The 22,837-nt window shown below is 37.8% G+C and carries 21 protein-coding genes and 1 other annotated feature; of the genes, 4 read left to right on the top strand and 17 right to left on the bottom strand.

Going from position 1 to position 22,837, the window contains the following annotated elements; genetic code table 11:
* Positions 1 to 12 precede the first annotated feature (12 nt).
* Positions 13 to 357 (top strand): PH domain-containing protein, encoded by a 345-nt coding sequence (locus BAQ44_RS03065; RefSeq protein ID WP_061677208.1) that lies wholly within the window; start codon positions 13 to 15, stop codon positions 355 to 357.
* A 38-nt stretch (positions 358 to 395) separates the two neighbouring features.
* Here BAQ44_RS03065 and BAQ44_RS03060 read toward each other — a convergent pair whose 3' ends face one another.
* Positions 396 to 1,463 carry an AI-2E family transporter gene (locus BAQ44_RS03060; protein ID WP_071720650.1) on the bottom strand — a complete coding sequence of 356 codons (1,068 nt, stop codon included), beginning with the start codon at positions 1,461 to 1,463 and terminating at the stop codon, positions 396 to 398.
* 176 nt (positions 1,464 to 1,639) lie between these two features.
* Here BAQ44_RS03060 and BAQ44_RS03055 point away from each other — a divergent pair, with 176 nt between their 5' ends.
* Positions 1,640 to 1,852 carry a hypothetical protein gene (locus tag BAQ44_RS03055; protein ID WP_000242555.1) on the top strand — a complete coding sequence of 71 codons (213 nt, stop codon included), beginning with the start codon at positions 1,640 to 1,642 and terminating at the stop codon, positions 1,850 to 1,852.
* 35 nt (positions 1,853 to 1,887) lie between these two features.
* On the opposite strand, the gene BAQ44_RS03050 is transcribed toward BAQ44_RS03055, so the two are convergent.
* The 7 genes from BAQ44_RS03050 to cymR form a co-directional block, all read right to left on the bottom strand.
* A complete protein-coding gene (locus BAQ44_RS03050; protein WP_001053553.1) occupies positions 1,888 to 2,016 on the bottom strand; it encodes a YrzQ family protein in 129 nt (42 codons plus the stop codon).
* An 18-nt stretch (positions 2,017 to 2,034) separates the two neighbouring features.
* On the bottom strand, positions 2,035 to 2,223 hold the full coding sequence (locus BAQ44_RS03045) for a YrzR-like zinc ribbon domain (protein ID WP_000469281.1): 189 nt from the start codon (positions 2,221 to 2,223) through the stop codon (positions 2,035 to 2,037).
* A gap of 127 nt (positions 2,224 to 2,350) precedes the next feature.
* Positions 2,351 to 4,687, bottom strand: a complete 2,337-nt coding sequence (gene recD2 / locus BAQ44_RS03040; RefSeq protein WP_061677206.1) for an SF1B family DNA helicase RecD2 — start codon at positions 4,685 to 4,687, stop codon at positions 2,351 to 2,353.
* 97 nt (positions 4,688 to 4,784) lie between these two features.
* On the bottom strand, positions 4,785 to 5,444 hold the full coding sequence (locus tag BAQ44_RS03035; protein WP_000066395.1) for a tetratricopeptide repeat protein: 660 nt from the start codon (positions 5,442 to 5,444) through the stop codon (positions 4,785 to 4,787).
* A 110-nt stretch (positions 5,445 to 5,554) separates the two neighbouring features.
* On the bottom strand, positions 5,555 to 6,670 hold the full coding sequence (mnmA, locus tag BAQ44_RS03030) for a tRNA 2-thiouridine(34) synthase MnmA (RefSeq protein WP_048531354.1): 1,116 nt from the start codon (positions 6,668 to 6,670) through the stop codon (positions 5,555 to 5,557).
* 16 nt (positions 6,671 to 6,686) lie between these two features.
* On the bottom strand, positions 6,687 to 7,832 hold the full coding sequence (locus BAQ44_RS03025; protein WP_063260755.1) for a cysteine desulfurase family protein: 1,146 nt from the start codon (positions 7,830 to 7,832) through the stop codon (positions 6,687 to 6,689).
* Between the two features lie 35 nt (positions 7,833 to 7,867).
* A complete protein-coding gene (gene cymR, locus BAQ44_RS03020; protein ID WP_000704116.1) occupies positions 7,868 to 8,284 on the bottom strand; it encodes a cysteine metabolism transcriptional regulator CymR in 417 nt (138 codons plus the stop codon).
* Positions 8,285 to 8,576: 292 nt separating this feature from the next.
* Here cymR and BAQ44_RS03015 point away from each other — a divergent pair, with 292 nt between their 5' ends.
* Together BAQ44_RS03015 and BAQ44_RS03010 are read left to right on the top strand one after the other, a co-directional pair.
* Positions 8,577 to 9,863 carry a replication-associated recombination protein A gene (locus tag BAQ44_RS03015; protein WP_071720648.1) on the top strand — a complete coding sequence of 429 codons (1,287 nt, stop codon included), beginning with the start codon at positions 8,577 to 8,579 and terminating at the stop codon, positions 9,861 to 9,863.
* Positions 9,864 to 9,900: 37 nt separating this feature from the next.
* Positions 9,901 to 10,542, top strand: coding sequence for an RsfA family transcriptional regulator (locus BAQ44_RS03010; RefSeq protein ID WP_071720646.1), 642 nt, complete (start codon positions 9,901 to 9,903; stop codon positions 10,540 to 10,542).
* Between the two features lie 480 nt (positions 10,543 to 11,022).
* On the opposite strand, the gene BAQ44_RS03000 is transcribed toward BAQ44_RS03010, so the two are convergent.
* From BAQ44_RS03000 to BAQ44_RS02960, 9 genes are all read right to left on the bottom strand, one after another.
* Positions 11,023 to 11,790 (bottom strand): tRNA threonylcarbamoyladenosine dehydratase, encoded by a 768-nt coding sequence (locus tag BAQ44_RS03000; protein ID WP_000903182.1) that lies wholly within the window; start codon positions 11,788 to 11,790, stop codon positions 11,023 to 11,025.
* A 320-nt stretch (positions 11,791 to 12,110) separates the two neighbouring features.
* Positions 12,111 to 13,886 (bottom strand): aspartate--tRNA ligase, encoded by a 1,776-nt coding sequence (gene aspS / locus BAQ44_RS02995; RefSeq protein ID WP_000840887.1) that lies wholly within the window; start codon positions 13,884 to 13,886, stop codon positions 12,111 to 12,113.
* 12 nt (positions 13,887 to 13,898) lie between these two features.
* Positions 13,899 to 15,170, bottom strand: coding sequence for a histidine--tRNA ligase (hisS, locus tag BAQ44_RS02990; RefSeq protein WP_033656406.1), 1,272 nt, complete (start codon positions 15,168 to 15,170; stop codon positions 13,899 to 13,901).
* Between the two features lie 69 nt (positions 15,171 to 15,239).
* Positions 15,240 to 15,470 (bottom strand) — a binding site (T-box leader).
* 54 nt (positions 15,471 to 15,524) lie between these two features.
* A complete protein-coding gene (locus tag BAQ44_RS30965) occupies positions 15,525 to 15,701 on the bottom strand; it encodes a hypothetical protein (RefSeq protein WP_001242605.1) in 177 nt (58 codons plus the stop codon).
* Between the two features lie 214 nt (positions 15,702 to 15,915).
* Complete coding sequence (locus tag BAQ44_RS02980) at positions 15,916 to 16,356, bottom strand: D-tyrosyl-tRNA(Tyr) deacylase (RefSeq protein WP_063260741.1); 441 nt, start codon at positions 16,354 to 16,356, stop codon at positions 15,916 to 15,918.
* Positions 16,357 to 16,373: 17 nt separating this feature from the next.
* Positions 16,374 to 18,557, bottom strand: a complete 2,184-nt coding sequence (gene relA / locus BAQ44_RS02975; RefSeq protein WP_001262800.1) for a GTP diphosphokinase — start codon at positions 18,555 to 18,557, stop codon at positions 16,374 to 16,376.
* A gap of 210 nt (positions 18,558 to 18,767) precedes the next feature.
* Positions 18,768 to 19,280: an adenine phosphoribosyltransferase gene (locus tag BAQ44_RS02970; protein ID WP_000346221.1), complete on the bottom strand. Its 513-nt coding sequence runs from the start codon at positions 19,278 to 19,280 to the stop codon at positions 18,768 to 18,770.
* Positions 19,281 to 19,327: 47 nt separating this feature from the next.
* The gene (recJ, locus tag BAQ44_RS02965; RefSeq protein ID WP_071720642.1) at positions 19,328 to 21,667 is read right to left on the bottom strand and encodes a single-stranded-DNA-specific exonuclease RecJ; all 2,340 of its coding nucleotides are present in this window, start codon (positions 21,665 to 21,667) and stop codon (positions 19,328 to 19,330) included.
* A 101-nt stretch (positions 21,668 to 21,768) separates the two neighbouring features.
* On the bottom strand, positions 21,769 to 22,662 hold the full coding sequence (locus tag BAQ44_RS02960) for a cation diffusion facilitator family transporter (protein WP_061677200.1): 894 nt from the start codon (positions 22,660 to 22,662) through the stop codon (positions 21,769 to 21,771).
* Between the last annotated feature and the right edge of the window lie 175 nt (positions 22,663 to 22,837).

Raw genomic sequence — 22,837 nt, 5'->3', positions numbered from 1 at the left:
GGAGCGATTACAATGACAACCTTATTAAGCAAAGCCAAAACTATATTAATGACTGACGAAACAATATTATTTTACGTAGCATGTTCATTAGATATATTTATTTATCGCTCCGTCACAAGGCCAGGGCTGTTAATTTTAACGAACAAACGGCTCTTCTTTTATGGACCAGATGTAAGTAAGAATCCATTATTTGAGGAGTACTCTTTCGAAAAAATTTCTGACCTAAAAGAACAAAAGCGCCTTTTCAGCAATCAAATTATCTTTATGTATGATCATGAATGGAAAAAAATAAAACATATTCAAACAAATGATGTAAGCTCTCTCGTTCAACAAATACACGAGCAACTCTCAAAATAATGAAAGCCCTCTACCTTTATAGGTAGAGGGCTTTCTTATTACACATTTTCTTTTTTCCAAAGAGGTCTTACATGAACGATCACTGTACGAATGACTGCTAAAATTGGAACTGATATGAGTAATCCTACAATTCCTGCCACTTCTCCTCCAACTAGTAATGCCAGCATAATAATAACAGGATGCATACGAAGCGACTTACCAACGATGTAAGGGGACAAAATGTTACTTTCCAAAAATTGCAAAATAGCAATTGTAATTCCCGCCTTAATAAGTAAACTCGTTGATACCGTTGCCGCAATCATTAATGTCGGGATTGCTCCTAAAATCGGACCGAAGTACGGGATTATATCCGTTACCCCAATAATAATGCCGAGTAATAATGGATATTTCATACCGATAAACCAAAAGGAAAGAACAGATACGCCCCCTAATACTAAGCAAACAAATAACTGTCCTCGAATATAACTTCCGAGTGACTTATCAATTTCTTTCGCTAGCATTTGTCCAGTACTCCGCCACTTACTCGGGACTAGTTTCCAAAAGATATGATAAAACTCACCGTAATCTTTTAATATGTAAAATACAATGAACGGTATTAAGAAAATAATGAGTAACGAATCGAGTACACCACGAGCTGTGCTCATCACTTTATTCAAAAGTGACTGTATCTTCGTTTCTACCCCACCAAAAATTTGTTTCACCTTTTCATGAATAAATGACGGAAAATTCGCTGTTTGTTCCGTAACGCCATCCATCCAAGAATCATACATTTTTGTAAAATGCGGGAATTGTTCATTGATTTCTTGTAATTGCTTAATCACAACTGGCGTTCCTTTATAAATTCCATAACCAATTCCACCAAAGAAAAGGATGTAAATGAGCAAAATAGCGAGTGTGCGTGGCATCCCTTCCTTATGAATTTTTTCAATTAAAGGATGCAATAAATACGCAATAAAACACGCAATAAGAAACGGTGTAATGGCCACTTTAAATACAAAAATAATCGGTGCCCATAGCGGCTTAATTTTTAAAAAGACGAGCAAGCAAAGAAATACGAGTAACAATAACCCTAAACGATATATCCAAATAATTTTAAGATTCTTCACACGAAAAACCTCCTCCACCTTTATTTTGAAAATAAATAGGGTAGGTTATGTGCAAAAGTTTTAAAATCTTTTTATCCAGACCATACTGTTTTGTAAAGACGTACATATACATAACATAAAAAGGACAACCACCCCTGAGAATGCATCATGAAACAATATAATCAGGAGGGTTCATAATGGTTTTATTTATGCTCGTATTATCAGCACTTTTTATGATTCTTGAATGGGTTTGTATCGGGTTTGGTATTTGGAAAGGTTTCTTTATTCGTTCCTCACGAAAAGAAAGAGCGAAGCAATTATTTCATTACGGAATGCTTGGCGTTGGATGTTACGGCCTATCCTATCTCTTCTCTGAAATTGGACTTTTATATTTGCATACAAGTGCATAAAAAAACTCCCTTATGATGAAGGGAGTTTTTTGCGCTTATAGATAAGATTTAATCATCTTACGTGCTTTTTTCATATTGCGTTTCGAAAATACATCTTGCTTGCGAGCATATTGGTATGCTGCCGCTCCAACACCTAATGCGATTAATGAATTGCGTAGATTCAAAGTAAATCCCCCTTTTCGTTATCCGATCGTTCTTTCGTTCTCATCAAATAAATCATCAAGTGAGCTTAATGAACCATCTTCTTCTACTTGATGCGTATGGATTTTCCCCTTTGAAACCGATAATTCGATATAACAATTCCAGCAATAAAATTGGTTGACACCTATTTTTCCAATGTCTTTCCCTTTGCAATTTGGACAAATGAACATATGGCTTTCATCTCCTTACAGTCTCCCAGATTCTATTCGCCATTATGTCCAAACCGCATTCATTTATACATTGCTGGAGCCTTTCAACGTTATACGTTTGAAAGTTTCACTATATAATTTCACCTTGTTACATGAAATCATACGGTGAAATGTTTTCCACGTCCATTTCTTCACCATTAACTGTTACCATCTGTACTTCTCCTTGTGATTCTTGCAAGCGACTCGCTAAAGTCGTTTGACGCATTGCATCATCAAGGCGATTTACACCAGACTGGAATGCGGCTTCCTCCCCGCAAATAATAAGGAACTTCTTACTTCTTGTAATACCAGTATAAATTAAATTACGACGTAACATACGATTGTAACTTTTTACTATCGGCATGATTACGATTGGGAACTCACTACCTTGCGACTTATGAATCGAACAGCAATAGGCATGTGTAATTTGATTTAAGTCTGGCTTTGTATACGTTACTTCAATTCCATCAAATGAAACGATAATCATATCTTGTTGCTCAACGTTTTCTTTCGCATAAAACACCGAAACAATTTCTCCAATATCACCATTAAACACTTGGCTCTCCGGCTGATTAACGAGCTGCAATACTTTATCGCCTCTTCGGTATACAACATCACCGTAAGCAATTTCTTTACTCTTTTCCCTTTTCGGATTAAACACTTCTTGCAACGCTTCGTTTAGTACATTAATACCAGCAGGCCCACGGTACATCGGCGCCAATACTTGTACATCTCTTGCGCTAAACCCTTTTGTCTTAGCATTGTCACAAACCTTCTTAACAACCTCAACAATTTGAGCTCCTGTACACCCGATAAATGAACGATCTTTTTGATTTTGCGCTAAATCTGGCGGGAGCGTTCCATTTTTTATCGCATGGGCAAGTTGAATAACAGATGAGCCTTCCGCTTGACGATAAATTTCAGTAAGCTTTACTGTCGGAACTGCACCTGCATTCAATAAGTCTTTCAACACCTGTCCAGGGCCTACGGATGGTAATTGATCTTCATCGCCTACAACGATAACTTGAATATTAGTGGGCAATGACTTAAACAGCTGATTTGCAAGCCAAATATCAACCATTGAAAATTCATCAATAATGAGTAATTTCCCTTGTACCGGATCCGTTTCATTACGCTGGAAAGACCCTTCTGGCGTCCAACCAAGTAAACGGTGAATTGTACAAGCTGGAAGCCCTGTTGATTCACTCATTCGCTTCGCTGCTCTTCCTGTTGGAGCCGTTAATAATATCGGAAATGGATTATCATCACTGTATTCATTCGGATTTAACGATAGCCCGTGAAGTGATGCATACATTTCAACAATTCCTTTAATAACTGTTGTCTTCCCTGTTCCCGGTCCACCTGTCAATAACATCATCGGTTTATGAAGTGCCGTTTGAATTGCTTCTTGCTGAAATGGTGCATACTGCACATTCAGTTGTTCTTCAATTTGACCTAACGTCTTTAACACTTCTGCTTCAGGAAATGAAGGTGTTTCCTCTTGATTCATGAGCCTGCGGATAGACTTTACAACACCTTTTTCAGAGTAGAATAACGAAGCTAAATACACTCGTTCTTCTTCTATGATAACTTTCCCTTCACTTTGCATCATTTCAACGCAACCTACAATATCTTCCTCTGTCACTCTTCCTTCTTGATTATTTAAAAGTGACATCGTTTCTCTTACGAGTTGATCTTTCCCCATATAAACGTGACCAAGTTGTAATGATACATTTTCTAACGTATAAAAACATCCCGCACGTACACGATCATCATGATTACCGGATATCCCTAACGCACGTCCTATATCATCCGCTCTTCCAAATCCAATACCATCCACTTCTTCAATAAGCTGATATGGATTCTTACGGATCACTTCTAATGTCATCTCTTTATATTGTTGGTAAATCTTAATAGAAAGCTTCGTTCCAAAACCGTAGCCATTTAAAAAGCTCATTACTTTCTCTAGCCCTTGATGTTCAACAATCGTCTCATATATTTCCTGAGCTTTTTGTTTGTTGACAACACCATTTAGCGCATCAGGATCATCCATAATTTTAGAAATGGCATGTTCCCCGAGATGGTCCACAATTTTTTCAGCTGTACGCTTTCCGATCCCTTTAAATAAATCACTCGCTAAATATTGCACCATACCAGCTTTTGTTTGCGGTAATTCTTTCTTAAACGTTTCAACCAAATATTGTTTCCCATACTTCGGATGGTCTTTAAAATGCCCTGTCAATGTAAACACTTCATCTTCATGCATGCGGGGAAAATGACCGTTTATCATCACTTTTTTTTCGTCGTACGTTTCATTCGTTTCAATGACTTTCATACTGACAACGGAATAGAGGTTTTCTTCGTTGTGGAAAATGGTATGAAGAACTTGCGCTTTTATAAACTTTTTCTCTTCCTCAAACAAATCCATTGCATGTTGATTTCCCATTCTTCCTCTCCTTTCCGGTTTCATTTCACTTTAATGAGCAGTACATCCCCCACCTTTTTAGATGAGGGATAACTACCCATTAAACTATATTTTCATCTTATTCAGCTTCTTGCTCTAATAAACGAACACCATTACCCGCTAAAAAGTGATCTGGTTGAATTTCAGTTGCTTTCTTAAATAAAGCAAGAGCCTTTTCGTTATTTTCTTCAAATACGTACGCAACACCTAAATTATAATACGCATCTGCATGCTCTTCATCCATTTCTAATACCTTTTCAAAATAAGGTTTCGCCTCTTGAATATGTTCTAAACGTGCAAAGCAAAGTCCGCACTGGAACACAGCTTCTACATCGTTTTCATCTAATTCTGTTGCTCTTTGTAAAAATGGCAGCGCAAGACGATCATTTCCAAGTTGCACATGTGTAATACCTAGCATAAATGTTACATCAGCTGATTGTAATCCAGCTTGCATCGCCTGTTCAAATACAGCTTTAGCCTCTGCAAATTGCTCTTGACCGTAATATACGTTTCCTAATCCATAATAAGCAGCAGCAGATTTATCATCTAACTCTAATGCACGTTTATAAAACAAAATTGCTCTTTCACTATCACCTAGTACATCTAATAAGTTCGCAAAATTAATGTATCCAAGCGCATCTTTCGGATTTTCTTCGATTGCTTCTGTGAAATTTTTAGCAGCTTCTTCCCAGTTTCCTTCTTGCATATATTGAATACCTGTTTCAAGTTTGTTTGACATGTCCTTCACCTCTACAACAAATTATAACAAAGAATGTATTTTCCAAGCGAACGAAAATTCGCTTTATGTAAAAGAAACCTCTAACCGCGAATCGGCAGAGGCTTCTCGTTTTATCCTAAATAATCCAATTTCTTACCGCTACGGTACACTTCATCAATTGTAGCACCGCCTAAGCACTCATCTCCATCATAGAAAACAACTGCTTGTCCTGGTGTAATTGCACGAATTGGCTCGTCACAAAGAATGCGAACTGTATTTTCATCAACGATTTGAACCGTTACTTTATTGTCTTCTTGACGATAACGGAATTTCGCTGTACATTTAAATTCTTTTTCTTTCGCTTCATTACTTACCCAACCGATATTCGTAGCAATAACTTCATCACCATATAGCAGTTCGTTATGGAATCCTTGGTCAACATATAAAATGTTTTCTTTCAAGTTTTTCCCAACAGCAAACCACGGATCACCGTTACCACCAATACCAAGGCCATGACGTTGTCCAATTGTATAGTACATTAAACCGTCATGCTTTCCTTTCACTTCACCAGATAATGTTTGCATCACACCTGGTTGTGCTGGTAAATAATTACTTAAGAAATCTTTAAAGTTACGCTCACCAATGAAGCAAATACCAGTACTATCTTTTTTCGCCGCTGTCGCTAAACCAGCTTCTTTCGCCATTTCACGAATTTGCGGTTTCTTCAGTTCACCGAGCGGGAACATTGTTTTTGATAATTGCTCTTGGCTTAATTGATTTAAGAAGTACGTTTGGTCTTTATTGTCATCAACACCGCGAAGCATTTTATATTCGCCGTCCATATAAGCAACGCGTGCATAATGACCTGTCGCTACATAATCAGCACCAAGCGCAATTGCATGCTCTAAAAATGCTTTAAATTTAATTTCTTTATTACACATTACATCTGGGTTTGGTGTACGACCAGCTCGGTACTCATCTAAGAAGTACGTAAATACTTTATCCCAGTATTGTTTTTCAAAGTTTACTGCATAATACGGAATGCCAATTTGGTTACACACTTCAATTACATCATTGTAATCTTCTGTTGCTGTGCAGACACCATTCTCATCTGTATCATCCCAGTTTTTCATAAAAATTCCGATTACATCATAACCTTGCTCTTTTAATAAAAGAGCTGCTACAGATGAATCTACGCCACCGGACATCCCGATGACAACGCGTGTTTCTTGAGGTAGTTTGTTCATCATGTCACCTCCCATGCTAATTTTGTGTTAATCGCTTCACGATTTTCACTGTTTCGTACGCCGCTTTCTCAATTTGCTCTTTCGTATTTCCAAGTCCGAAACTAAAGCGTACGGATGAACGTATTTGATCGGAGTCTTTGCCGAACATCGCTACTAATACATGTGATGGATCAATCGAACCAGCTGTACAAGCAGAACCACTTGACACTGCAATGCCAGCTAAGTCTAAGTTCACAAGGAACGGTTCAATGTTCATTCCTGTAAAACTAATATTAAGCACATGCGGTAAGCGATATTCTAAGTTTCCGTTTACCTCGAAAGTAATGTCTTCATTTTTGAAGACAGATACCATTATATCTTTAAACTCTTCATATTGGGCATTTTTTTGCTCACGAGTTTTTTCAGCTAGCAAAATTGCTTGCTGCAAACCAACGATACTCGGTACATTTTCAGTACCAGCACGGCGTTTTCTTTCTTGCTCCCCGCCTATTAATAACGGTTCAAATTTCACATTTGCACCAGCGAATAGGAACCCTACACCTTTTGGCCCGTTAATTTTATGAGCTGAAATCGATAATAAATCAATGCCGAACTCTTTCACATCTATTTCTACTAATCCGTAAGCTTGTACCGCATCTGTATGGAAATAAGCTTGATGCTCTTTTAGCAACTTCCCTATTTCCACGATTGGTTGCATCGTCCCAACTTCATTATTCCCAAACATAACGGATACGAGAATTGTCTCTTCTGTTAATGCCTTTTGTATGTCAGAAACTTGAACGCGTCCTGTTTCATCAACAGGTAAATATGTGACTTCAAACCCTTCACGCTCTAACAATTCACACGTATGCAAAATTGCGTGATGTTCAATTTGCGTCGTTATAATATGGTTACCTTTATGACGATTCGCACGTGCTACACCGATAAGTGCTAAATTATCAGCTTCTGTACCACCACTCGTAAATATAATTTCATTCGGATTCGCATGAATGCTACGTGCACACACACGTCTCGCCTCATCTACTGCATGGCGCGTTTGACGTCCATAAAAGTGAATACTAGACGGGTTCCCGAATATCTCTGTCATATATGGAATCATCTTTTCGACCACTTCTGGGTGAGTCGGAGATGTCGCAGCATGATCTAAGTAAATGCGTTCCATTAAATCTCCTTCTTTCCAAATCGTTTCACAAGGAATTAAATGTAAAACATATAGCCCCCGTGATTTTCTTCCTCATAACGTACTAAATCTTCTAACGTTGTACTATCTAACACTTCTTGCACCGCATCACGAACACGCATCCATAATTGGCGTTGTGCTGGTTCTTCTTCTTCTATCATTTCTACAACACTAATTGGACCCTCTAGTACACGGATTACATCCCCAGCTGTAATGTTAGCTGGCTGATCTGACAATACATATCCGCCATATGCCCCGCGCGTACTCTTTACTAGACGAGCGTTACGAAGTGGTGAAATTAATTGCTCTAAGTAATGTTCCGATAAGTCATGTGCCTGCGCAATTGATTTTAAGGAAATCGGACCTTCACCAAACTTTTTTGCAAGATCGATCATAATTGTTAAGCCGTAGCGGCCTTTCGTTGAAATCTTCATCTATTTTGCACCTCTTTTCAAATTTTCACTTCTATTGGTTATATCTTATTTATAAAAGAACACAATTTAAAATCCTATGAAATTATAGCATAATATAGTATTATAAGAAATTTCAACTTGTGTATCAAAATGATAACATAAAATCACATTGAAAAACTCGGAAATTATTACAATTGAAAGAAAAATGAAAATATTCATATTCATTTTTCTCACAAAACGGCACCCTATTTCAAATTCCACTAAAAAAAATGATACGATAGAAAGAGATTATACATTAAGGGAGACGGTAAAAATGAAACAACCACTCGCACATCGAATGCGCCCTACAAATATTCAAGAAATTATCGGACAACAACATTTAGTTGGTGAAGGAAAAATTTTATGGCGAATGGTCCAAGCAAATCATTTTCAATCTATGATTTTATACGGCCCTCCAGGCACTGGAAAAACATCCATTGCGAGCGCAATTGCAGGAAGTACCGGAACCCCTTTTCGCCTATTAAACGCTGTTACTCATAATAAAAAAGATATGGAAGTTGTCGTACAAGAGGCAAAGATGCATCGACACCTCGTTTTAATTTTAGATGAAGTACACCGTCTAGATAAAGCAAAACAGGATTTTCTATTACCTCATTTAGAAAGTGGACTCCTTACCTTAATTGGTGCAACGACGAGTAATCCGTTCCATGCTATTAATTCTGCTATTCGAAGTCGTTGTCAAATCTTCGAATTACACGCATTAACAGAAGATGATCTTTTAATTGGCTTAAAACGAGCACTTGAAGATAAAGAAAAAGGTCTTGGAGAATATGATGTAACTGTTATGCCTGAAGCATTACATCACTTTGCAAATGCATCAGGCGGAGATATGCGTTCCGCTTATAATGCACTTGAACTAGCTGTTTTATCTAGCTTTACAACAGATGACAAAGCTGCGGAAATTACGCTAGAAGTCGCAGAAGAATGCTTACAAAAAAAGAGCTTCGTTCACGACAAAGGTGGAGATGCTCATTATGACGTATTATCGGCATTTCAAAAATCGGTGCGCGGAAGTGATGTAAATGCAGCACTTCATTATTTAGCACGCCTTATTGAAGCTGGTGATTTACAGAGCATTGGTAGACGGCTTCTTATTATGGCATATGAAGATATCGGACTTGCTAGCCCACAAGCCGGACCGCGTACACTAGCAGCCATAGAATCGGCTGAACGAGTTGGGTTCCCAGAGGCACGCATACCACTTGCAAATGCTGTTATCGAGCTTTGCCTATCACCAAAATCAAACTCAGCTTATAAAGCACTTGATGCTGCACTACACGATTTACGTAACGGTCAAACAGGCGACATCCCAAGTCATTTAAAAGATAGTCATTACAAAGGCGCAGAATCACTTGGCAGAGGCATTGGATACTTATATCCACACGACAATCCAAATGGCTGGGTACAACAACAATACTTACCTGATAAAATTAAAAACAAACAATATTATAAACCGAAAACGACAGGGAAATTTGAGCAAGCACTTTCTACTGTATATGAAAGATTACAAAGTTCGAATAAAACGAAAAATAAAGGGTAACATAAGCGAAAACGTCACCATTATGGAGGCTTCGCTTATGAAAACACGTCAAGATGCATGGACAAAAGAAGACGATCTCCTTTTAGCAGAAACTGTTTTACGACATATTCGTAGCGGCAGTACACAAATAAAAGCATTCGATGAAGTCGGCGATACATTGAACCGCACTTCAGCAGCTTGCGGCTTTAGATGGAATGCTGAAGTACGACCGAATTACGAAGATGCGGTGCAACTTGCAAAAAAACAACGTAAAGAATTAAAACGCTCTGAAGCTAAAATAGAAAAAGAGCATTTCACGCAAACGAAACAACTCGTAATCGATGCCGAGTTTTCAGAAGATATTACGCCAAATAAACAAGAACTTACAATGCAAAGTGTCATTTCATTTTTGCAAAACTTAGAGCACAATAACCCTTCACTCGCAAAGTTACAAACTGAAAATGACGTATTACAAGCTCAGCTCACGACTTTGAAAAAGACGAATCATGAACTGGAAGCAAAATTAGCGGTACTCTCAAAAAAACAACAAGCAATCGAAGAAGATTATGCAATGCTTGTTAGAATTATGGACCGTGCTCGAAAACTCGTTTCAGTTGAAGAACAAGAAGAACAGATTGCTCCCATTTTCAAGACAGATCAAAATGGAAATTTAGATATTATATATTCTGCTGAGAATTAGAAAAGGGATGTCACTTTTTTGACTGAGTGACATCCCTTTTTGTTTTTTTGGTGGAGAGTATATATGTATGTGTGTCGGTAAATGAAATTATATCAACGATTTTTTTAATATATCGACGATTCGACAAAGAATATCGACTTACCGACAAAAGTTGACAATAAAAACCCTTAAGTTCACACAAGGAAACACCAGGAAATAATTGGATATTTTCCACTTAAATGTTATTATAAACATATACTTTTAAAGGGAGCTGGTTACTATTTCTTTAATAGTTTTCAAAATAACACTCGGTGTTCTCGTCCTAACTTTGGCTCTTTTCACCATTAACAGTTTAAAAAAGACGTCCGCCTATACATCAGATAAATATGATCATTACTTACTAGCCTTACTTACATTTGAACTAGTAATAATGCAAATATCCCTATTTCTTTAATACATACAAAAAAAAGCATATATCCGAAATGGATATATGCTTTTACTTTATTCTTGCCCTACACGTTTCACTTCTACGTTTTTAATGCGTTCACGTACAACGTGACTTGCCATAATTAAGCCTGCCACAGATGGTACGAATGCATTTGATGAAGGTGGTAATTTCGCTTTACGAATTTTTGCATTTTCGTCTGGTACGATTTCTTTACGTACTTCTTCACGAATTACGATTGGGTTTTCGTCAGAGAAGACAACTTTTACACCTTTTTTAATACCCTCTTTACGAAGTTTCGTACGAATTACTTTCGCAATTGGATCTGTATGTGTTTTAGAGATGTCTGCAATACGGAAACGAGTTGGGTCCATTTTATTTGCTGCACCCATACATGAGATAATTTTAATTTTACGACGTAAACATTGTTTAATTAAATGAATTTTGAACGTGATCGTGTCCGATGCATCCACTACGAAGTCTAAACCGTGTTTAAAGAACTCTTCATATGTTTCATCAGTATAAAACATTTCTAGTCCAATTACTTCGCACTCTGGGTTAATGTCTGCGATACGCTCTTTCATTAACTCTACTTTTGAACGTCCTACAGTAGATACTAAAGCGTGAATTTGACGGTTTACGTTTGTAATATCTACAACGTCTTTATCAACTAATACAAGACGTCCTACGCCAGAACGCGCTAACGCTTCAGCCGAAAAAGAACCTACGCCGCCAATTCCTAAAATACCGACTGTACTATTTTTTAATATTTCAAGTCCTTCTTTACCGAAGGCTAATTCATTACGTGAAAATTGATGTAACATTCAGCTCTACACTCCTATTACAAAAATGGTCTACCATGTATTCTAGCGTTTTTCCGACTATTTGTATAGAAAAAGTTATAGAATTCCTAAAAATACATATTTCAAGCATAAAAACATAGTATAAACCGGATTTTATTCCTTCCTAAATACACGTTTTAAAAAGAGAATCCAGAGAACTGAGCAGATCGAGGTAGAAGTACTACTCGAGCACCGGACTGGCGAAGCAACGACGAGATGCGACTGCCATCTAAACCGGACTTTTTAAACAACCTCTCAAAAAAAGTCTAGATGGCTATAGTATAACCATCTAGACTTTATTCTTACTTCTCTTCTTTTAAGCTTAATTTTAAGTTCAACTCTTCAAGCTGTGCTTCTGCAACTGGGCTTGGAGCTTCTGTTAATAAGCAGCTTGCGCTTGCTGTTTTCGGGAATGCAATTGTATCACGAAGGTTCGTACGGCCTGCAAGTAACATAACAAGACGGTCTAAACCTAATGCGATACCGCCGTGTGGTGGCGTACCGTATTCAAATGCTTCTAATAAGAATCCGAATTGCTCTTGTGCTTCTTCTTGTGAGAATCCAAGTGCTTTGAACATTTTTTCTTGTACGTCACGCTCGTAAATACGAAGTGATCCACCACCAAGCTCATAACCGTTTAATACAAGGTCATATGCTTGTGCACGTGCTTTTTCTGGTGCTGTTTCTAATAGCTCAACATCTTCACGGAATGGCATTGTGAATGGGTGGTGAGCTGCGAAGTAACGATCTGCATCTTCATCGTACTCAAGAAGTGGCCAATCAGTTACCCATAGGAAGTTAAATTTACTTTCGTCAATTAACTCAAGCTCTTTACCTAGACGTAAACGAAGTGCACCTAAGCTATCTGCAACAACGCTTTTCTTATCTGCTACAAATAGTAATAAATCGCCAGCAGTAGCTTCTAATGTAGCCATTAACGCGTTTGCTTCTTCTTCACCGAAGAATTTCGCAATCGGTCCTTTTAAGCCGTCTTCTTCAACTTTAAGCCAAGCTAGACCTTTTGCACCGTATACTTTTACGAATTCAGTTAATGCATCAATATCTTTACGAGAGTATTTGCTCGCAGCACCTTTTGCATTAATTGCTTTTACTTGTCCGCCGCTTTCTACAGCACTTGTAAATACTTTAAAGCCACAACCTGCTGCAAATTCAGATAGGTCTGTTAGTTCCATCTCAAAGCGTGTATCTGGCTTATCAGAACCGTAACGAGCCATTGCATCAGCGTATTTCATACGAGGGAATGGTGCACTCACTTCTACACCTTTTGCATCCTTCATAACTTTCGTCATCATGCGCTCCATCATATCTAAAATTTCATCTTGTGTTAAGAATGAAGCTTCGATATCGATTTGCGTGAATTCTGGTTGACGGTCTGCACGTAAATCTTCGTCACGGAAACAACGTGCTACTTGATAGTAACGCTCAAATCCGCCGACCATAAGAAGCTGTTTAAATAATTGCGGAGACTGTGGTAATGCATAGAATTCACCATCATGTACACGACTTGGTACTAAATAGTCACGAGCTCCTTCTGGTGTGCTCTTCGTTAAAATTGGTGTTTCCACTTCTAAGAAATCTTCTGTGTCTAAGAAGTTACGAATTGTTTTCGTTACGTCGTGACGCATTTTGAATGTGTTAAACATTACAGGACGACGTAAGTCTAAATAACGATATTTTAAACGCACATCTTCTGATGCATCTGTATCATCAGCAATAATGATTGGCGTTGTTTTCGCTGCATTTAATACGTTTACTTTCGTTGCTTGTACTTCAATACGACCAGTTGCCATATTGTCATTAATTGCGCCTTCACCACGCTCAACAACTGTACCTTCTACGTGTAATACGTACTCGCTACGAATTGTTTCTGCTACTTCTAGCGCTTCTTTTGATGTTTCTGGGTTAAATACGACTTGTACGATACCTGTACGGTCACGTAAGTCGATAAAGATTAATCCACCTAAATCACGGCGTTTTTGTACCCAACCTTTTAATTGAACTGTTTGTCCAACTGCTTCTACTGTTACTTTTCCACATGCATGTGTTCTTTCAGCCACTGTAAGTTCCCCCTATATTAATTTCTCTGCTACATATGAAGCAAATACATCTAATGCTACTTCTTCTTGTTCGCCTGTTGCCATATCTTTTAAGTTAATGATGCCTTTATCTAGCTCATCTTCCCCTAATACAGCTACAAATTTCGCTTTTAGACGATCTGCTGATTTAAATTGTGCTTTCATTTTGCGATCTAAATAATCTTTTTCAACTGATAATCCAGCTTTACGAAGATCAAACGCAACTTTCGCAGCATGGTCTTTTGCTTTTTCACCAAGAGCTACAACGTAACAATCGATACTATGTTCAATTGGTAATTCGATGTTTTCAGCTTTTAGTGCCATAATTAAACGTTCAATACTCATTGCAAAACCGATACCTGGCATTTCTGGTCCACCGATTTCTTGTACAAGTCCGTTATAACGTCCACCACCGCTTAATGTAGTGATAGCACCGAATCCTTCTGCTTCACTCATAATTTCAAAAACAGTATGTTGGTAGTAGTCTAAACCACGTACTAAGTTCGGATCTTTTTCAAATGGAACATCCATCATCGTTAATAGTTCTTGAACTTTGTCGTAGTACACTGCTGAATCTTCGTTTAAGTATTCTGTAATAGATGGTGCTGTTCCCATTAATTCATGGTTACGGTCCTTCTTACAATCTAAAATACGAAGAGGGTTCTTTTCTAAACGAGATTGACAGTCAGAACAGAACTCGCCGATACGTGGCTCGAAGTGTGCGATTAACGCATCACGGTGTGCTTGACGGCTCGCCGCATCACCTAAGCTGTTTAATACAACTTTAATATTTTTTAAGCCCATGCCGCGGTAAAACTCTACAGCAAGTGCAATTACTTCTGCATCAATTGCAGGATCGTTACTACCGATTGCTTCAATACCGAATTGTACGAATTGACGATAGCGACCTGCTTGTGGTCTTTCGTAACGGAACATTTGGCCGATATAGTATAATTTCGTTGGTTGTGTTGCGTCACCGAACATTTTGTTTTCAACGTAAGAACGTACAACAGGTGCAGTACCTTCTGGACGTAATGTTAAACTACGCTCTCCACGATCTTGGAATGAGTACATTTCTTTTTGTACGATATCTGTCGTATCACCAACACCACGTAAAAATAGCTCAGTGTGTTCAAAAATTGGTGTACGAATTTCTTTATAATTGTAACGACGGCAAATTTCGCGTGCTTGCCCTTCGATATACTGCCATAACTCAACAGTGCCTGGAAGAATATCTTGCGTTCCGCGTGGGATTTGAATAGACATATTCAGTTCCTCCTCAAATTGTTTTAATCTTAATAAAAATAAAAAAACTCCCGCCTCTACTGTTTGAACAGTAGGGACGAGAGTATTATACCCGTGGTGCCACCCTAATTGAAGCACGTATGCTTCCACTTTTTTAATAACGCTTAAATGTGCGTTCATCTCTACTAAGCATATACGCCGTTCAAGTTGAAACCTCTAGAGTGTCATTCAATCAGTCATCATGTAGAAATGTTTTCAGCCTAAGACATTTCTTCTCTTGCCATGTGTGTCTCATTTACTCTTCTCTATCAACGGTTATATTCATATGTAAATATAAAATTACTATACGTTTGTTGAGTAGGATTGTCAAGTACTCTAAGAGCGTTCAATCTGCTTCTTTAGACGCTTTACATCTTGAAGAGAAATTCCAAACTCAGAAGCGAGCTCCATTGAAGTATTGTTTTGCTCTTTTGAAATAAAATCATGAAAATTCACGTTAAACAATTGATTTGCACCATTTGTAACAGAATGCCCTTTTTCATTCATACGCATACGTATATCCCTCACATTCAATATGGATGTTTTACTCTTTATTGTTCCATATTGATTAGAGAGTTATACATAAACGAAAACGCTATTAATTCCAAAGTAAGTGAACCTTTCATCCGTGGGAGTTCACTTTCCACAAATAGCGTGATAAATGAACAAAACATACAACAATGTATAAAAAAGAGAGGATGATACCACCCTCTCTTCTTAAATAACACTATTTACTATCCACAATTAAGGTCACCGGACCATCATTGATTAAAGAAACATCCATCATTGCTCCGAACGTCCCTGTTTCTACATGCAATCCTTGTTTACGAACTTCCTCATTAAAGAAATCGTATAAATGCTCTGCATAGTCAGGTTTTGCAGCATCCATAAAGTTTGGACGTCTTCCCTTGCGGCAATCTCCGTATAATGTGAACTGCGAAATTGATAGAACTTGTCCTTCTACATCAAGTACAGAATGGTTCATCTTTCCGCTCTCATCTTCAAAAATACGTAAGTTCGCAATTTTTTCTGCAATGTAAGTTGCATCTTTTTCTGTATCTTCATGCGTAATGCCAACTAGTAATGTTAAACCGAACGGAATTTGTCCTACGATCTCACCGTCTACTGTGACAGACGCTTCTTTTGATCGTTGTAAAACAACTCTCATCTTTTCTACACTCCCTATTAATGCATCATGCGTCGTACTGCATAAATTTCTGGAACACGTTTAATGCGTTCTACTACTTTTTTCAAATGCTGTAAGTTACGAATAGAGATTGACATATTAATTGTCGCCATCTTATTACGGTCACTTCTACCAGAAACTGCCGAAATGTACGTTTTCGTCTCTGTAACAGCTTGTAATACTTCATTTAATAAGCCACGGCGATCGTAACCTGAAATTTCGATATCAACGTTATACTCAATTTCTTTTTCAGGGCTACCTTCCCACTCTACTTCTAATAAACGTTCTATAGCTTCTTCTGTATGAACATTTACACAATCACGGCGGTGAATCGATACACCTCGGCCTTTCGTAATATACCCAACGATATCATCACCTGGAACCGGGTTACAGCATTTTGATAAACGAATTAATAAATTATCCGCACCACTTACTTTAACGCCAGAATCCCATTTTCGAATTTTCATCGGTTTACGAACTTCTTTAACTTCAACAATCTCTTCTTCTTCACGTTGCTTACGGAATTTGTCCGTTAGTCGCGTAACAATTTGCGACGCTGTAATCCCGCTATATCCAACTGCCGCAAACATATCTTCTTCATTTGCAAAATTGAACTTCTCAGCAACACGTTTTAAATTGTCAGGAGCTAGCACTTCTTTCATCTCATACTCTAAGCCACGTACTTCTTTTTCAACAAGTTCACGGCCTTTTTCAATATTTTCATCTCTACGTTGCTTCTTAAAGAATTGACGTATTTTGTTTTTCGCATGAGATGTTTGGGCAAGTTTCACCCAATCTTGACTTGGTCCATACGAATGTTTCGATGTTAAAATTTCAATGATGTCACCAGTTTTTAATTTATAATCAAGTGTCACCATTTTCCCATTTACTTTTGCACCAATTGTTTTATTTCCAATCTCTGAATGCACGCGATACGAAAAGTCAATCGGAACAGATCCAAGTGGCAATTCCATTACATCGCCTTTCGGTGTAAAGACGAATACCATGTCAGAGAATAAATCAATTTTTAATGACTCCATAAACTCTTCTGCATTAGAAGCTTCATTTTGCCATTCTAATATTTGACGGAACCAAGTAAGTTTCTTCTCTAATGTACCTGTTGTTTCTGCTGTTTTTCCTTCTTTATACGCCCAGTGCGCCGCGATCCCGAATTCTGCAATCTCATGCATTTCTTTCGTACGAATTTGCACTTCAAGCGGATCACCTTTCGGCCCAATTACAGTCGTATGAAGAGATTGATATAGATTTGCTTTCGGCATCGCAATATAATCTTTAAAACGACCTGGCATCGGCTTCCAGCACGTATGAATAATTCCAAGCACTGCATAACAATCTTTAATACTATTGACAACGACACGTACAGCTAATAAATCGTAAATTTCATTGAACTGTTTATTTTGCAGTGCCATCTTACGATAAATGCTGTAAATATGCTTTGGTCTTCCAGAAATCTCAGGTTGAATTGAAACCTCTTTTAATTTCTCACGAATACCAGTCATTACTTCGTCTAAATATTCTTCACGCTCTGCACGTTTACGCTTCATTAAATTTACAATACGATAGTATTGCTGTGGATTTAAATAGCGAAGTGACGTATCCTCTAACTCCCATTTAATAGTACTAATTCCGAGTCTATGTGCTAAAGGTGCAAAGATTTCTAACGTTTCATTCGCAATGCGACGCTGCTTCTCTTGAGGCAAATGTTTCAATGTACGCATATTATGAAGACGATCAGCTAGTTTAATTAAAATAACTCGAATATCTTGAGCCATTGCAATAAACATTTTGCGATGGTTTTCTGCTTGTTGTTGCTCATGAGATTTATATTTAATCTTTCCGAGCTTTGTTACACCATCGACAAGCATAGCAATTTCTTTATTAAATTCCCGTTCAATATCTTCTAATGTAATTTCTGTATCTTCCACTACATCATGTAAGAAACCCGCTGATACTGTAGCTGGATCCATGTGTAAATCAACTAAAATACCTGCAACTTGAATTGGATGAATAATGTACGGTTCACCCGATTTTCTGTATTGTTCGCTATGCGCATCACGTGCATATTCATAGGCACGTGCCACTAGCTCAATATCTTCATCTGCTAAATATTGACTTGCTTTCTCGAGTACCTGTTCAGCTGTTAGTACCTGCTCATTTGCCATCGAATCACCTTTTATTGAAAATTGACTTTATCTTAATTAAGTAGAATAAATTATATTCTATCATTATAACCTAATGATTGTGAATTGTGAAAAGGAAAAGATTTTACTGACATTTCACCTTATTTTTTTGTGCAATTATACAAAAGTACCCGCTCCTCTCCAAGAGATTCACGGGTACTTCTTATCACCGTAGTTTTACCTATATAGTGATTAGTATTTTTCTAATACTAATACATCGTAACCATCTAACATTTTACGACCATCTAAGTAAGTAAGCTCTACTAAGAATGCAATTCCAGCTACAACTCCGCCAAGTTCTTCAACTAGCTTAATTGTCGCTTCAATTGTTCCACCTGTAGCTAATAGATCATCTGTAATCAATACGCGTTGACCTGGCTTAATTGCATCTTTATGGATTGTTAAAACATCTTTACCATATTCTTTACCGTAGTCAACTGTAATTACTTCACGTGGTAATTTTCCTAATTTACGAACTGGTGCAAAACCTACTTCTAACGCATAAGAAACTGGGCAACCAATAATAAAGCCACGTGCTTCTGGCCCTACTACAACGTCAATATCTCTTTTCTTTGCATACTCAACGATTGCATCTGTTGCTGCTTTGTATGCTTTACCGTCGTTCATTAACGGTGTAATGTCTTTAAATACAATACCTTCTTTTGGATAATCCGGTACAATTGCGATATGTTGCTTGAAATCCATATTTCTGAATCCTCCTCAGATCTAAAAGGTTTGTAAATACAAATCCTTTACCCTAGCTGTTCTACTTCTTTATGATTACGAATCGTTTCAAACCATGTATATAGTTGCTGATATGTGCTATAAACCAATTCTTTTTCTAATTGTAAGTGGTTCATTTTCTCACGATATGTGTTCGATTCAATTAAATCACGCTTTTGTTTTTTGTCTGCCATAAAAATGACGCCATCTTTTATTGTAACAAATTCTAACTCAAAAAACACCTGTGTCATGAAATTTACTGTATCTTTTGACCAACCTTTATGTTGACAGAGTTGTGCTCCGTATTGTCTTAAAGAAAATGGTGCTTTTTGGCTCAAGAACGAATAGTACCATTTAAAGTGTTCTCTCGTTGGAACAGTACTAAATAAATGATTATTCTCTTGATAAAATAGCGTATAAATTCGTGACGGGAACCCCACTTTAAATAAATCTCGTAATTCATCTGTTCCTTTTGGTAAATCAAGTAACACGATGTATTGATCATCTAATTGGGTGACTTCGGATGCATGCATCATATGCTCTTTATAGTCTTCTAAAGAAAATTTATTCAATACTTCTTCAGAAAAATACACCATCGTTATTTTTTCTTTCGGAAGTTCTGCTACATTCGCTTCTACGTTACGCATACTACGCCAATCAAATAATTGCCACGCCTCTACAGCAATATCTTGTACCATTAATTGCGGCTTCTTAAAATTATTCCATTCATTGATAGATGCTTCCCCTATTACAGATACCTTTGCAACTGGAGAAATTTCTTTCGCATACGCACCAAAACCAAATCCAATTGTATCCAGTGTCGCTTGTCCATCGCGAAGAGCCATTTTCAAATGTGAACCATCTGATCCGATTGCACGAATACTTTCTAGCTCTGCGTCCTTCACTGCAATACGTGGTTTTGGATTTCCAACACCAAATGGCGCCAACTTTTGCATATCTTCAATTGCTGCAAGTGTTACATCTTCCACTTTACAAAAAACATCAACAGCTGTAATTGGAATAAAATCTTCTTCTGTTAAAATTACTTCTGCTTGTTCATTTAAGCGGCGGCGCAATTCAGCTACATCATTCATATGTAGCGTCATTCCCGCTGCCATCGGGTGTCCTCCGAAGTGTGGCAATAACTCTCTACAGTCTGACAAGTTTGCAAATAGATCAAATCCTGCAATACTACGTGCTGAACCTTTTGCTGTTTCTTTTACAGGATCAATACATAATACAATCGTTGGACGATAAAAACGTTCAACTAATTTAGATGCGACAATTCCAATTACACCTGGATTCCAGCCTTCTTTTGCCAGTACTAGTACTTTATTGTCTTCTGGCGGGAAATTATTTTCCACTTCAGCGATAGCTTCCTCTGTAATTTGCTTTACAATATCTTTTCGCAGTTTGTTCAGCTCATCAATTTCTTCAGCTAGCTCTTTCGCTTCTTCTGGATCATCTGATAATAAAAGATGTACAGCCGGCGTAGCATCTTCTAAACGTCCAACTGCATTAATACGCGGTGCGATCGCGAAGCCAATACTCTCTTCTGTAATTTCACTTTGCGAAACGTTAGCGACTTTAAATAGCGCCTTTAGTCCGATATTTTTCGTCATGCGCATATGTTTTAAACCGCGCTTCACTAACAATCTATTCTCACCATGAAGTGATACTAAATCGGCTACTGTACCAATCACTGCAATTTCTAATAAATGTTCTGGTACACGGCCCAATAATGCATGCGCAACTTTAAACGCAACACCTACACCAGCTAAATAGTGGAACGGATACACACCGCCATCTAATTTCGGATGAATAATGGCAAGTGCTTCTGGCAATTCCGGTGGTGGCTCATGGTGATCTGTAATAATTAGATCTACTCCAAGCTCCTTCGCTACCTTCGCTTCATGCACTGCTGCGATACCAGTATCAACAGTTATAATTAGCGAGAACCCTGCGCTATGTGCCCAACGAAATGCTTCTTCGTTTGGTCCATACCCTTCTGTAAAACGGTTTGGGATATAAAATTCTACGTCTGCACCTAATTCTTGTAAGGCAAGATATAACACAGTCGTACTACTTACTCCGTCCGCATCGTAGTCACCAAATATTAATATTTGCTCTCCATTTTGAACCGCCTTATTTACACGTTCTACCGTTCTATCCATTCCTTCTAATAAAAATGGATCATGAAATTCTTGATTTTCTGTATTTAAAAAATCTAAAATCTTATCTTCTGTATCTAGTCCTCTACCGAGGAATAACGAAACGACAAGTGGTGATAATTGTAATTTACTTGCTAATTCACTCACTCGCTCATTATTATATTCTTTTTCTTTCCAACGCGTCTTCGGTTGTAACACGAAATCACCCCTTAACCTGTTCATTATACAAGACAGATTAAGGGGTGACAATATAATGCAAACTACGATGCAATATCTATATACTAAAATGTTAATAATGTTTAATTTGGAGAATACGGATTTATATGTACAAACACATTTTGTACGTTATCTTGTTCCATCAGCGTTTCTTTCACATGCTTTCCAATGCGGTGCCCTTCTTCTACAGTAATGTATGGGTCTACAGAAACTTTAATATCAACAATAACGTAATGGCCATGCTCCCTTGCATATAAAGAACCGATTTTTTTCACACCATCTATTTGAAGTACTGCTTCTCTAAGCGGAACAACATCTTCCTCATGCAGAACATGATCAAGCGTTGCATGAATTGCTTCTGCCCCAATACTCCATGCCATTTTTGCAACAAGAAGTGAAACAAATAATCCTGCAATTGGATCGGCATATACAAGCCAATCTATCCCAAACTTACCACCAATAATCGCTGCACAAATACCGATTAAAGCTGCAATTGAAGAAAATACATCCGAACGGTGCTCATATGCATTTGCAATAATTGCATCACTATTTACTCTCTTCCCTAATCGGAATTTATATTGAAACATTCCTTCTTTCACGACAATCGAAAGAACAACAGCAAAAATCGTAATTCCTTTCGGTGGTTCTAGTTCTTGCGAAAAAGCTTTTATAGACGAAATTGCTATCTCGATTCCCACAATAAATAATAATACTGCAACAATAATAGCTGAAATCGATTCCGCTTTACCATGACCATACGGATGATCTTCATCAGGCGGCTGCTTTGCTGCTCGCAATCCAAACAGTACAGCTAGCGAACCAATTACATCTGATGCAGAATGCACGGCATCCGCTAATAACGCTTTACTGTTCCCAATATAACCAATTACCGCCTTTACAATCGCTAATATAATATTACCAACGATCCCGACAATAGCACCAAACTCGGCCTGTTTAAAACGTTCATCTTTTTCCATAATTAAAATCCCTTCTTTTCTTAACCTATCTTTTTATCCCACTTTAATGGGCAGTAAGACCCCCACCTCAAAATTCAGCGCAAGCGAAGAAGTTAGGTGGGGGGTCAACTGCCCCTAAAAGTCCGATTGGTTCAACTAATAATCAGTGGGGGATGAAGAAAACCCCCACTGATTA

It is taken from the genome of Bacillus mobilis (genome assembly GCF_001884045.1).
GTDB classification, from domain to species: Bacteria; Bacillota; Bacilli; order Bacillales; family Bacillaceae_G; genus Bacillus_A; species Bacillus_A mobilis.
This window is presented reverse-complemented; position numbering and strand designations above follow the sequence as displayed.